Raw genomic sequence first — 13788 nt, forward strand, 5'->3', positions numbered from 1 at the left:
CAAAACTAAAAGGATTGTCCCCTGTGCAATACAGAGTTCAATCCTTAGTAGCTGCTTAATATATTTGTCTAATTTTTTGGGTTCAGTTCATCTCAGTGGACTTTCTACTCTATAACGGTAAATCCCTCTTCCTAAATACTACAATCGCTACGATAAAAATACAAAGCGCTACAGCAGTTAAACTTATACTTACCGGCCATATATTATATGATCCTTCAGCAATTTCTTTCGGACGAAACAGCGTGAATAATGATAGGTTTTTCATCCATTCTAACTTATCACTTAACTTCCCTACCATATCTAATACGAAAAATAAGATAGTTAAACTCGCTGAATAACTTAGTGCTTTTCTTTCGTCATTACATATACAAGAAAAGAAAAATGAATAGGCACTAACGACTAAAAATATGAGTCCTCCGACTACATTTATCTTCAAAAATAATTCTTTATTTAAGTTATTATCCTCTAAAAACCATTCAGCACCTACTATACCCGCTACATACGTAACCGCTACAATAATCAGTAGTCCTAATATAAGAATAGCCGCTTGCGTAATTGCGATTCGTACTCTAGATACAGGCGTTGCTAGCAAGTATGCCATTGCTCCTTTATCTACATGACGAGCAATTAAATGTGTCGCAACTGTTACGCAAAAAATTGTTAAAATGATAATAAACAATAGACTATAGTATTCGCCCGCTAGAAAATCCATTACGTTTTGAATCGGACTTTCCATACCAACGATTTTTTTCACACTATCAGGCATGGCACCTATTAATTCATTTAGCCCTTTTGCTGATACCATTGACGGGAATATCCAAATTAATAACCACAGATATAAAGCTGCACCAGACGCATAACTCAAAATACTTTTTTGTGTTTCTTTCAAACTAGCTAAAAATAATTGCTTATTCATGCGTTATCCCTTCTTTCTTATCGTAATAATGCATAAATAAATGTTCTAAATCCATCACTCTCGTTTGAAGTGCCGTTACATTGTAGTTTGAAAGTGTTTGTAAAACAGTTTGATAGTTTCCTTGTACAATGATAGATGCCTCTCTGCCTTTTACCGCTTCAAATTGCAAATTACACTTTGTAAGAGACTCAATCTCTTCTTGTGATGATACTGTTACATCTATCACCTGTCTTCTCATACTTTGTAAATCGTGAATATTTTCAACCGTTACGAGTCGACCATCTTTAATAATAGCTACTCTGTCACAAGTTCTCTCAATTTCAGTGAAAATATGCGAAGACATAAGAATTGTTTTTCCTCTTTGCTTTTCCTCTAATATTAAATCTATAAACACTTGCTGCATAAGTGGATCAAGTCCAGATGTTGGCTCATCTAAAATTAACACCTCTGGATCGTGCATAAATGCAGCGACTATCCCTACTTTTTGCTTCATTCCTTTAGACATTTTGCGAATCTGTGTTTTCACATCAAATTGCAGACGCTCTATTAGTTCATCTCGTCTTTTTGTATCCTTTAATCCACGCATTCCTTGCATTAATTTTAAAAACTCTAATCCGTTCATTCCTTCAATAAAAGAAATTTCACCCGGTAGATAACCAACTTCCCTTTGAATTTTCGCTGCTTCATTCCAACAATCTAATCCAAAAATTGTCGCTTTACCAGCTGTCGGTTTTATAAATCCCATTAAATTACGAATCGTCGTTGATTTTCCAGCACCATTTGGGCCTAAATAACCAAATACCTCTCCCTTTTTTACATCAAATGTAATATGAAACAAACCTTTTCCATTCGAAAACTGTTTTGTGACATCTTGAACTGAAATCATAATTCCACCTCATTTTTTGAAATATTTAATATGTGATATTTCAAAATTATTGTACTCCTCATCTTCCATATTCGCAACAACTTTTTGAAATATTTATTAGTTCATATTTCAAAATTATTGTTTTCCATTATTTTTTCTTGTATATTTTAAGTGAGGTGATTGCATTGAACGGCTTTGAAAGAGTAAAAGAAAAGAAAAAACGTGCCATTAAAGAAGCAGCATTCGTATTATTTTCAGACCGTGGATTTAATGAAGTGAAAATAGAACATATCGCAAAAGAAGCCAACGTTTCTCAAGTTACAATTTATAATCATTTCGGAAGTAAAGATGCGTTATTTAGGGAGCTTATACAAGAATTTATCATATCTGAATTTCAATATTATAAAGATCTTGCAGAAGAAAAATTACCTTTTCATGATATGATGCAAAAAATGATTGTAAGAAAAATGAATACTGGCGGGTTATTTCAACCTGATATGTTACTGCAAATGATGCAAAGGGACGAAGAACTCCGAAAGTTTATTTATAGTTATCAAAATGAAAAAATCTTGCCCTGGTATTTAGAAATATTAGACCGAGCTCAGCGCAAAAACGAAATTAATCCACACCTTACTAAAGAAATGATGTTACTTTACATTCAAATGTTTACTAAATTAGGTGATGATTTTGGGGCACAACTTCTTGAAGGAAATCGCGAAAAACATATACAAGATATAGTCACTATGTTCTTCTATGGTCTTTCTGTTCCACAAAAATAAAAAAGACACGAATTTCGTGTCTTTTTATTTTATAGAAATGACTCTACCTTTTTCACTGCTTTCAATCGCTAATTGAATCAGTTTAATAACATCTAAACCTTCTTTTGCTGTTACAGGTAGTTTCTCACCATTTAATATACTATCTCGCACACCTTTATAATAATTGTCATAACAACCGACTTCTGTTGGAATACGCTCTAAGTTTTCTTCTGTTTCTAAAGTAGCAAAATTCTCTTCATCGTCTACTCCATAACCGTTATCACCTGGCTTCATTCCATTTTTTAATTGCTCTTCCTGCGAATCCATACCGTACTTCACGATAGAACCTTTCTCTCCATGCACTATAAAATGCGGTCCAGCTTTTTTCACATAACTGCTACTACGTAAAATGACACGTTTAACTCCGTAATGAAGTACTATGTGGAAATAATCATCCACCTCTGCACCTGGTCGTTGTTTTATTACATCTGCACTTATCGCATCTGGTTTCCCGAATATTGATAACGCTTGGTCAATTAAATGCGATCCTAAATCGTATAATATACCGGAGCCTGGTAGATTTTTTTCTCTCCATCGATCACGTACATGTGGACGGAAACGATCAAAATTCGATTCATATGCGTATATATTCCCTACTCTGTTTTCTCCTAACAATTTCTTAATTGTTAAGAAATCATTATCAAAACGACGATTATGATATACGCTTAACATTACATTATGCTGCTCTGCTAATGAAATAAGCTTTTCCCCTTCTTCAATTGAGACAACAAATGGTTTTTCTACAACAACATGCTTACCGTTTAAAATTGCTTCTTTTACATATGGAAAATGAGTTGTATTAGGTGATGTAATAACAACTAAGTCAACATCAGCTCGCTTCACCAATTCATCAATTGTACTAACAACATTAGCATTTGGTAATGTTTCTTTTACTACCTCTTCTTTTGAGGATAATACAGCACGAATATCATATTCTTCTATCGTTTGTAATAGTGGGATATGAAATGTCGTACTAGAAAAACCAAATCCTACAATCCCTACACCTATTTTTTTCATGTTGCCCCTCCATTTATCCCGCTTTAACAGGCAGTAAGATTCCTAACCAAAAATTCAGCGAAAGCTAAGGAATTAGGTGAGAAATCAACTGCTTGTTAAAGCCCGATTGCTTCAACTAATAATCAGTGTGGATAAAGAAAATCCCCATTGATTAAAGTTTCACTTTATGAGAACGATTTCATTGAGTTATTATAACAAGATTATTATTATTTACATAATAAATTGCCTAGAAAAAAGCATCTTGCTATTATTCATAGCAAGATGCCCCCTTTATTCTGGTCTTTTCTTCGTCCACGTTTCTACTACTTCACCAGTATCATTAACATCTAGCACTAGGCTACCATTACTATACCGGTCTTTATTTCGATACGCTTTCGGATCAATCTCTTCTACAATGTTTTTCTCTGTCTTCATGTAAACTAATTCATCGTCCCGAACAATTTCAATACCGACAATGCGGTACGGATTACGTTTTAATTCTTTGAAAATAACAAGACCTCGTTTCGCCCTCGTTGATTTTTCAATTTCTGATGCTTTTAGACGTTTTACAGCACCGCGCTGTGTTACGAGAATAAGTTGATCTTTGTCACCATTTAACGGTTTACCAGAAGCGACATAGTCATCTTCTTTTAAATTAATTGCTTTCACGCCAGCAGCTCTTACACCGACTGGACTTACTTCATCTTCATGGAAAATAAGTGCATATGCACCGTGTGTAGCAAGAACGATATCACTCGTTCCATCTGTCGCAAATATATCGACAACTTCATCATCTTTTTTCAAGTTTACAGCAACGAATGCCCTTGAATAACGCTGAACTTTATATTGATTTAATTCTGTTTTCTTTATCATACCATTTCTTGTTACAAATACGATAAATCGTTTTTCTTCCTCAAAGTTCGGTACAACCGTTGCCCAAATGATTGTTTCATCCCGGTCGAGTGAAACGATATTAGCAACGTGCTGACCTAAATCTTTCCAACGAATATCTGGCATTTCGTATACTGGCAGATATATATAGTTTCCTTTATTCGTAAATAAGAGGACTGTCTCTGTCGTATTCGTATCGAATCGTTCAAGTAAGATGTCACCCTCTTTCATACCGAAGTCTTTGCCGTTTGAGGCATTATGTGAGCGCCATCCAGTACGTTTCACATATCCTTCTTTCGTTACAGTAACGATGACATCTTCTTGTGGGATCATAACTTCTACATCGATTTTAATTTCCTCGATTTGATCTTCAATAATCGCGCGTCGATCATCACTATATGTTTTCTTAACTCTCTTTAAATCTGTTTTAATTACTTGAAGTAATCTTTTTTCACTTTGTAAAATTGCCTGTAGCTCAATAATTTTCTTATTAAGCTCATCTGCTTCTTCTTGTAACGCCGTAATGTCTGTATTCGTTAAGCGATATAATTGCAAGGAAACAATTGCTTCTGCCTGTGCTTCTGTAAAGCCAAATTTTGCACTTAAATTATCTTTCGCGTTACGTTTATCTTTTGAAGCTCGAATTGTTTCAATTACTTGGTCTAAAATCGATAATGCTTTCTTTAAACCTTCTACAATATGTTGACGATTTTCTGCTTTTCTTAATTCATATTGCGAACGTCTCGTAATAACCTCTTTTTGATGTCCAATATAAGCATCTAAAATTTTCGGTAATGTCATAAGTGTTGGACGACGATTATTGATCGCTACCATATTAAAGTTATATGGAATTTGCAAATCTGTATTTTTATATAAATAATTTAAAATACCTTCGGCGTTTGCTTCTTTCTTTAATTCAACAACAATTCGTAAACCAGTACGATCTGTCTCATCACGCACTTCAGCAATACCATCTAACTTTTTATCTAGACGTAATTCATCCATTTTCTTTACAAGATTTGCCTTATTCACTTCGTAAGGAATTTCAGTGATTACAATTTGTTGTTTCCCACCGCGCACTGTTTCAACTTCTGCTTTTCCGCGAATAATAATTTTACCTTTACCTGTTTCATACGCCTTTTTAATACCATCAATCCCCTGAATAATACCGCCTGTTGGGAAATCTGGTCCTTTCATAACTGTTAATAAATCATCAACAGTACTATTTGGCTTATCAATACGCATCATTGTAGCATCAATAACTTCTCCAAGATGATGCGGAGGAATTTCTGTTGCATAACCAGCGGAAATCCCTGTAGATCCGTTCACTAATAAATTCGGGAACGCTGCTGGTAATACAACCGGTTCTTCACTCGTATCATCAAAGTTTGACACGAATTCAACTGTTTCTTTATCAAGATCACGTAATAATTCAGATGCGATTGGTGATAAACGAGCTTCCGTATAACGCATCGCTGCCGCTGGGTCCCCATCAACACTACCGTTATTACCATGCATTTCAACTAAAACATTACGTACTTTCCAAGTTTGGCTTAAGCGTACCATTGCTTCATATACAGAGGAATCTCCATGTGGATGATAATTACCGATAACATTACCTACTGTTTTAGCTGATTTACGAAACGCTTTATCATGTACATTACCTTCTACATACATAGAATATAAAATACGTCTTTGTACTGGCTTTAAGCCATCACGTGCATCTGGAAGTGCACGATCTTGAATAATATATTTACTATAACGTGCAAAGCGATCACCTAACACGTCTTCAAGCGGGAGGTCATGAAACTTCTCTGCTTGCATGTTATTCCACCTCCGTCTCCATAATCATTTCATTTTCTAAAATATTTCCTTCTTCTTGCATACCAAACTGTACATTACGTTCAATCCATTTACGGCGCGGTTCTACTTTATCGCCCATTAATGTTGTAACGCGACGCTCTGCTCTTGCTGCATCATCAATTTTCACACGAATTAATGTACGCGTTTCAGGATTCATTGTTGTTTCCCATAATTGATCCGCATTCATTTCACCAAGTCCTTTATAACGTTGTAACATATAGCCTTTTCCAACTTTTTTCGTTACACCGTCTAATTCCTCATCTGACCAAGCGTATTCAATTACCTCACTCTTACCTTTTCCTTTACTTACTTTGTATAAAGGAGGAAGTGCGATAAACACTTTACCAGCTTCGATAAGTGGCTTCATATATCTGTAGAAGAACGTTAATAACAATACTTGAATATGAGCCCCATCCGTATCGGCATCGGTCATAATTACAACTTTATCGTAGTTAATATCTTCAACATCAAATTCATTTCCTACACCGCCGCCAATCGCATAAATGATTGTATTAATCTCTTCATTTTTAAAGATATCAGCAAGCTTTGCTTTTTCTGTATTAATTACTTTACCACGTAACGGTAATACGGCCTGGAAACGTCGGTCTCGTCCTTGTTTCGCAGAACCACCGGCAGAGTCACCCTCTACTAGGTACAGTTCATTTTTTTGCGGGTTACGTGATTGTGCAGGTGTTAATTTCCCGCTTAACGTACCTTCTGATTTTTTCTTTTTCTTACCACTACGCGCTTCTTCTCTTGCTTTACGGGCTGCTTCACGGGCTTGTGCTGCTTTAATTGCTTTTCTCACAAGAAGTGTAGCTACATCAGGATTTTCTTCTAAAAAGTATGCTAAATGCTCAGATACAATGGCATCAATTGAAGAACGCGCTTCACTTGTACCTAGTTTCCCTTTCGTTTGCCCTTCAAACTGAAGCACTTCTTCTGGTACACGTACCGAAACGATAGCCGCTACACCTTCACGAATATCTGTGCCTTCTAAGTTTTTATCTTTTTCTTTTAATAGTGCTACTTTACGAGCATACTCGTTAAACACACGCGTCATCGCTGTTTTAAATCCAGCTTCGTGTGTTCCACCATCTTTTGTACGTACGTTATTTACAAACGATAAAATGTTTTCTGAGTAGCCATCGTTAAATTGAAATGCTAGTTCTGCTTCAATTCCATTTTGTTCACCAGTGAAATATACAACTGGATGAATGGAATCTTTTTCTTCGTTTAAATATGAAACGAAAGCTTCAATTCCCGTTTCATAATGAAATACATCCTCTAAATCATTTCGTTCATCTTTTATCGAGATTTTCATTCCTTTTAATAAGAATGCAGATTCACGTAATCTCTCACATAATGTTTCATAATTATAATTTGTTGTGCTGAAAATCGTTGTATCTGGTTTGAAATGCATCGTAGTACCAGACTCTTTCGTCTTCCCGATTTTCTCAAGCGTCGTTACAGGAACACCGCCATTTTCAAAGCGTTGTTCGTAAATATTTCCGTCACGCTTAATCGTTACGACTAACCATTCTGATAAGGCGTTTACAACCGATGCCCCAACACCGTGCAAACCACCACTCGTTTTGTAACCACCTTGACCAAACTTACCACCGGCATGAAGTACAGTTAAAATAACTTCAGGTGTAGGTTTCCCAAGTTTATGCATTCCCGTAGGCATTCCTCGCCCTTTATCTATAACGCTAATACTATTATCTTTATGTATTACGACTGAAATTTCGTCGCCAAATCCCGCTAACGCTTCGTCAACGGAGTTATCTACTATTTCATATACTAAATGATGCAATCCACGGCTGTCCGTGCTCCCGATATACATACCCGGGCGTTTTCGAACGGCTTCAAGTCCTTCTAACACTTGAATCGCATCTTCATTATATTGGAACTGATGCTTCGCCAAACTCCTTGCCCCTTTCCTAATCCAAAATCAGAACATATGTTTCTATTATAGAATAACGCCTCGACTATAGTTTTGGCAAGTTATCTTATCTCTTTTATATACCATTTTCAATAGAAAAATCCTTGTTTTCTCACAAGGATTCCTCTAGGCTACTATTTCAGAAAAATAATCGTTTGTCAACGAGAAATGGATATGTATTCCAAGATTACACATTCCAAACCTTTATTATGATCCAAATGATCAAGATCCAAAATGGGATTACAAATAACAACCCCCAAAAACAGCCTTTAAAAAATCTCATGATGAACACCTCGTTCATCGGCCCTACTTATCTATAATGAGGGCTGAATCAATCTTTCTACCTTTAAATCTATACTATTTTGTCATCGCATGTTCTACTTTAATACAACGATCCATTATTACAGTATAGTCTTTTTCTTTTAAAAATTTGTATGTATCCTCATCTTGTACTCCTAATTGTGCCCAAAAAACATCTGCATCAATCTCTGCGAATTCTTTTGCAACATCCATTAAAAACTCTGAGCGACGAAATACATTTACTATGTCAACGTGTTCCTTAATATCCTTTAGTGAAGAAACTGCCTTTTCTCCAAGTACCTCATCTACTGTTGGATTAACTGGAATAATGCGGTATCCAGCATCTTGCATTGCTTTTGAAACCATATACGATGTACGTTCTGGCTTATCTGATAATCCAACAACCGCAATTGTTTTGCTTTTCTTTAACACTTCACCAATTTCCGTACGAGTTGGGTTTTCAATTGTCATAATTAATCCCTCCTATTCCTTTAGTATAGCCGATAAAGAAAGCCTCTTTCAATATGAAAGAGACTTTCTTTTATTTCAATTATTGATTCTTTGTAGCTGAATTATCTGCTAAAGTAGCCGATTTCGTCATTTTTTGACCGTTACGGTAGAATGTAACTTCTACTTTCTCGCCTACTTTTTTCTTTTCATATAAATATTTACGGAATTGAAGCGCATTCTCTACTTTTTGATTATCTAATGCTACTACAATATCATATTGCTCTAAACCAGCTTTTTCAGCCGGTGATATTGGGTAAATTTTACCTAATACAACACCATTCTTTACTTCTTTCGGTACTTTCAATTGATTGACTGCATAAGCTTGCACATCTTCTAATGAAACGACACCTACTCCAAGCGCTGGACGTTTCACTACTCCGTCTTTTTCAAGTGATTCAATAACTGGCTTTGCGATATTAATTGGAATAGCAAATCCAATTCCTTCAACTTCTTGTTGTGCAATTTTACTTGAGTTAATCCCAATTATTTCACCATTTTGGTTAAATAATGCACCACCACTGTTACCAGGGTTAATCGCTGCATCTGTTTGAATAACTTGTGCTTGCCAATCTGGTCGTTTATCGCCATCAATATCAACTGGAATTTCACGCTCTTTACTACTAATAATACCTTCCGTTACACTTCCATCAAAACCTAGTGGGTTACCGATTGCAATTGCTTTTTCACCCGCGCGGATTTTACTTGAGTCACCTAAAGTTGCAACTTTATTTACATTAGCCCCGTCAATTTCAACAACAGCTAAGTCTAACCAAGGATCTTTCCCTACTAACTTTGCATCTACCTTTTTACCATCACTTAGTTTTACAGCAAGTTTATTTGCACCATCTACTACGTGGTTGTTTGTTACGATATATGCTTTATTCCCTGCTTTTTTATAAATAACACCTGATCCTGAACCAGCTTGTTGTTCTTGACCTGTCGGTTGCATTGCAAATGGATCAACACTTTGTTGCATATTAATAACACCTACAACAACATCTTTCGCACCTTCAATCATACCAGGTAAATCAGTTTCATTTTTCGCTTTATTTACAACAGGAACTACAGTACCTTCTACTTTTGAATCCGAACTAAATGATGATACTGGCGCTCCATTATTTTGAGCCCATGGCATATATGGTGCTGCAAAACTAATCGAAACCGCTCCGACTACAGCCCCCACTAAACCTGTGAAGAAATAGCCTTTTTTACTACCTGATTTTCTCACTTCTCTCGTTTCACTATGCTCTTCATTTAAATTTGGTCCGTCGTAATATCCCATGTTTTATTTCCCCTCTCTGGTGAATTCGTATTTTCAGTATAGTCACGTTTTGTGTCCTTCTTGTGAACTCATCGTGAAATCTAATTAAAAAAATACTCCTATCTAACATTGTAGACAAAAAAAGTATTTTTTGTACATTCTACCTTCAAAAGAGAGTATAAAATCGCCATTTCCCTAGGCTAAATTACACAAATCGTTCTAGATTATTCTTCAAATTTATAACCAACTCGAATAACAGTACCGATATGCTTTGCTTTATCTCCTAGCTTATTTCGAAGTTTTTTAATATGGGTATCAACCGTTCTGTCATCACCGTAATAGTCATATCCCCATAACTGATCTAATAAATGTTGACGTGATAACACGATTCCTTTGTTCTCCATTAAATACACAAGAAGTTCAAATTCTTTATGTGTCAATATAATTTCTTCTCCATCTACTAAAACAGTTCTAGATAGACGATTTACTTCTATTCCAGCTAAAGACATAGCATTTTCTTCCGCTACTCCTACCGCACCATCCGCACGTTTCAATAACGTCTTTGCGCGAGCTACTAATACTTTCGGGCTAAATGGTTTCGTTACATACTCGTCTGCACCTAATTCGAAACCTAGCAATGTATCATCCTCATCCGAACGTGCTGTCAACATAATAATTGGTACTGCTGATTCTTTTCTAATTCTTCTACAAACAGACCATCCATCTATTTCCGGTAACATAATATCTAACATAATTAAATCAATTTCATGCTCTGCAAATAACTCTAACGCTTTTTTTCCATCTTCTGCTTCGATTACTTCAAAGCCTTCATTACGAAAATAATCACTAACAATTTCACGTAATCTTCTTTCATCTTCAACAAGCAATACTGTTTTATTCATATAATCTATCCCGCCTTTTTACTCTTTCAATCGAATAATACGTTGATTGGAGCTTCCGCGAAATGGAAGTGTTAAATCTTTTTTCTCAATTTCAAACCTTCCATCGACTAAAACATCCCCATAATGTAACAACTCTATCATATCATTATTTTGAGAACTCTGTATCTCTTCTAACGTATAACCTGTATACATCCATAGGTTTTTTTTCAAATCTTTTACGATTTTTGCTACCTTTTTCACTTCAGCAGCTTGAAAAAATGGATCTCCACCTGAAAATGTTACATCAGTTAATGGATTACTTGCAATCTCTTTCACAATTTCTTCTACTGTCATTTCCGTTCCATTGCAAATATTCCACGATTTCGGATTATGGCAACCAACGCAACGATGCGGACAGCCCGCAAAAAACACGACTGTCCGCAATCCTTCTCCATCTACTACACTATCATGAATAATATTCATCACTTTCATTTATGTTTCACCCGATCTATCTCTTCACTACGTTTCGCACTATTCCACTTCGACATATCTCCTACAAGATAGCCTGTTATACGGCGAATTCTTTCTATATTAGCCTCATCTTTATTCCCGCAACTTGGACATTCATTCCCAATAACCCCGTGATAACTACAGCACTTACAACGGTCAACAGGATGATTAATTGAACCGTATCCAACGCCATGTTCTGCCATGGCTTGTACAATTTGTTTTAATGCCTTTTTGTTATGCATTGCTGCTCCATCTAGTTCAATATAAGTAATGTGTCCTCCATTACAGAGAGCATGGAACGGGCCTTCTAAACGGATTTTATTTATCGCTTGAATGTTATAATAAACTGGAATATGGAATGAATTCGTATAGTAATTATGGTTCGTTATACCGTTAATTTCACCAAATTCTTCTCTATCTTTTTTCACAAACTTCCCTGATAATCCTTCTGCTGGAGTTGCAATTACTGAGAAATTCAGTTGATGTTCTTCTGTCGCTTTATCCATTCTATCTCTCATAAAGGAAATAATTTCATACCCAAGTTCCCATGATTCTCCATCTTCCCCATGATGCTTTCCTGTTAAAGCTACTAAACATTCCGCAAGACCGATAAAACCAATACTTAACGTCCCTTGTTTTAAAATCGAGGCTACGGAGTCTTCAGGCTGCAACGTTTCTCCACCACGCCATACACCTTGTGAATATAAAAACTGAAAATCTCTTGCTCGCTTCGTACATTGATACGCATATCTTTCTAATAGCTGCTTAATTCCTAAATCTAAATAATAGTTTAGCGCTTCAAAAAACGCTTCTTTTGAACCACTAATTAACGCTAATTTCACTAAATTAATAGACGTAAATGATAAATTCCCTCTACCAATCGCTGTTTCTTCTCCATGTATATTAGACATAACACGGGTACGACATCCCATGTAACATACTTCACTTTCTGGTCTTCCATCATAATGTACTGCATTAAACGGAGCATCTAAAAATGAAAAGTTAGGGAACAATCGTTCAGCCGTTGTCTCTAATGCTAATTCAAATAAATCGTAGTTCGGATCACTTTCTTCAAAATTCACACCTTTTTTCATCTTGAAAATTTGAATCGGAAAAATCGGTGTCTCTCCTTTACCAAGTCCAGCTTGTGTCGCTTTTAAAAGTTGTTTAATTAACATTCTTCCTTCTTTTGATGTATCTGTTCCGTAATTAATAGAAATAAACGGTACTTGTCCTCCGCCCCTACTATGCATACTATTTGAATTATGAACGAAAGCCTCACACGCTTGATACGTATCATTTTCCGTTTCTTTCCATGCGAATTCTTCTATTTGTTCTTTCGTAAGCGGATATGATTGTAATCGTTTTTTATGTCTCTCAATTGTTTTTCGTACATAAGGTGCTAAATCAATATCAAAGAGTGCAAACGATTGACCACCATGCTGCATATTTTGATTCGCTTGAAAAATAATAGACGAAAGAGCCAATGCACTTTTAATGTCTTGCGGTTGTCTCATATGTCCATGTCCAGTATGAAAACCGTTAGCAAGCATTTGCGCTAACGGAATTTGTGAACAAGTCGTCGTTCCTGTCGCATAAAAATCTAAATCATGTGGATATAATATATTTTCATTTATCGCTTTTTTCACTTGATCTGACAATAAATTCTCAACAGCATAATATTTTGCACTCTCAGATGCGAACGTTCCCATTACGCCCATTGGAGAGCGGCCGTCTACATTTGCATTTTCTTGCATTAAATCTTGTTCATTGCCGTGGACTATTGTCTCGAACACTTTCATTAATTCTTCTTCTCCACGTGTATTATTTTGTAACATTTATAACCCTCCACCAATATGTTGTTATCTTTTGATTAAAATGTTACTACATATAGTCTTACTGTTTCTGTGAAAAATGTAACATTACTGTGAAATTTTTTTCAATGTGTAGCATCCTAGCCCGAGAGGGCTGGGGTAGCTACTAACCCTTACGGGTCGCGATAGGTAAAGCTTTGAAGTTATCTCTACTTTTT

11 protein-coding genes are annotated in these 13788 nt (G+C 35.8%); 1 reads left to right on the forward strand and 10 read right to left on the reverse strand.

What is annotated here, in order from left to right:
- Positions 1–109: 109 nt before the first annotated feature.
- Positions 110–916, reverse strand: coding sequence for an ABC transporter permease subunit (locus MR169_RS27130; protein ID WP_001041436.1), 807 nt, complete (start codon positions 914–916; stop codon positions 110–112).
- On the reverse strand, positions 909–1802 hold the full coding sequence (locus MR169_RS27135; RefSeq protein ID WP_242320348.1) for an ABC transporter ATP-binding protein: 894 nt from the start codon (positions 1800–1802) through the stop codon (positions 909–911). Before MR169_RS27135 ends, MR169_RS27130 begins: the two co-directional genes overlap by 8 nt.
- Before the next feature lie 155 nt (positions 1803–1957).
- Between MR169_RS27135 and MR169_RS27140 the strand changes: the two genes are divergently transcribed.
- On the forward strand, positions 1958–2560 hold the full coding sequence (locus tag MR169_RS27140; RefSeq protein WP_242320349.1) for a TetR/AcrR family transcriptional regulator: 603 nt from the start codon (positions 1958–1960) through the stop codon (positions 2558–2560).
- 24 nt (positions 2561–2584) lie between these two features.
- Here the strand turns inward: MR169_RS27140 and MR169_RS27145 are convergent, their stop codons facing one another.
- From MR169_RS27145 to MR169_RS27180, 8 genes are all read right to left on the reverse strand, one after another.
- Entirely contained in the window at positions 2585–3616 is a 1032-nt protein-coding gene (locus MR169_RS27145) for an oxidoreductase (RefSeq protein ID WP_000719772.1), read from the reverse strand.
- Positions 3617–3886: 270 nt separating this feature from the next.
- The gene (gene parC, locus MR169_RS27150) at positions 3887–6310 is read right to left on the reverse strand and encodes a DNA topoisomerase IV subunit A (RefSeq protein ID WP_001147463.1); all 2424 of its coding nucleotides are present in this window, start codon (positions 6308–6310) and stop codon (positions 3887–3889) included.
- A gap of 1 nt (position 6311) precedes the next feature.
- Positions 6312–8276 carry a DNA topoisomerase IV subunit B gene (gene parE / locus MR169_RS27155; RefSeq protein WP_001062202.1) on the reverse strand — a complete coding sequence of 655 codons (1965 nt, stop codon included), beginning with the start codon at positions 8274–8276 and terminating at the stop codon, positions 6312–6314.
- A gap of 375 nt (positions 8277–8651) precedes the next feature.
- A complete protein-coding gene (locus MR169_RS27160; protein ID WP_086424247.1) occupies positions 8652–9065 on the reverse strand; it encodes a CoA-binding protein in 414 nt (137 codons plus the stop codon).
- 79 nt (positions 9066–9144) lie between these two features.
- Positions 9145–10386, reverse strand: a complete 1242-nt coding sequence (locus tag MR169_RS27165) for a S1C family serine protease (RefSeq protein WP_242320350.1) — start codon at positions 10384–10386, stop codon at positions 9145–9147.
- A 203-nt stretch (positions 10387–10589) separates the two neighbouring features.
- Positions 10590–11267 (reverse strand): response regulator transcription factor, encoded by a 678-nt coding sequence (locus MR169_RS27170; RefSeq protein WP_001044679.1) that lies wholly within the window; start codon positions 11265–11267, stop codon positions 10590–10592.
- A gap of 18 nt (positions 11268–11285) precedes the next feature.
- Complete coding sequence (gene nrdG / locus MR169_RS27175) at positions 11286–11738, reverse strand: anaerobic ribonucleoside-triphosphate reductase activating protein (protein ID WP_000867078.1); 453 nt, start codon at positions 11736–11738, stop codon at positions 11286–11288.
- Positions 11735–13594, reverse strand: coding sequence for an anaerobic ribonucleoside triphosphate reductase (locus MR169_RS27180; protein WP_242320351.1), 1860 nt, complete (start codon positions 13592–13594; stop codon positions 11735–11737). Before MR169_RS27180 ends, nrdG begins: the two co-directional genes overlap by 4 nt.
- Positions 13595–13788 lie beyond the last annotated feature (194 nt).

Source organism: Bacillus cereus group sp. BfR-BA-01349 (assembly GCF_022663795.1).
GTDB classification, from domain to species: Bacteria; Bacillota; Bacilli; order Bacillales; family Bacillaceae_G; genus Bacillus_A; species Bacillus_A cereus.

Coding starts and splice junctions, on each gene's coding strand:
- MR169_RS27130 (WP_001041436.1), bottom strand. CDS start 916: ATGAATAAGCAATTATTTTTAGCTAGTTTGAAAGAAACACAAAAAAGT.
- MR169_RS27135 (WP_242320348.1), bottom strand. CDS start 1,802: ATGATTTCAGTTCAAGATGTCACAAAACAGTTTTCGAATGGAAAAGGT.
- MR169_RS27145 (WP_000719772.1), bottom strand. CDS start 3,616: ATGAAAAAAATAGGTGTAGGGATTGTAGGATTTGGTTTTTCTAGTACG.
- parC (WP_001147463.1), bottom strand. CDS start 6,310: ATGCAAGCAGAGAAGTTTCATGACCTCCCGCTTGAAGACGTGTTAGGT.
- MR169_RS27160 (WP_086424247.1), bottom strand. CDS start 9,065: ATGACAATTGAAAACCCAACTCGTACGGAAATTGGTGAAGTGTTAAAG.
- MR169_RS27165 (WP_242320350.1), bottom strand. CDS start 10,386: ATGGGATATTACGACGGACCAAATTTAAATGAAGAGCATAGTGAAACG.
- MR169_RS27170 (WP_001044679.1), bottom strand. CDS start 11,267: ATGAATAAAACAGTATTGCTTGTTGAAGATGAAAGAAGATTACGTGAA.
- nrdG (WP_000867078.1), bottom strand. CDS start 11,738: ATGAAAGTGATGAATATTATTCATGATAGTGTAGTAGATGGAGAAGGA.
- MR169_RS27180 (WP_242320351.1), bottom strand. CDS start 13,594: ATGTTACAAAATAATACACGTGGAGAAGAAGAATTAATGAAAGTGTTC.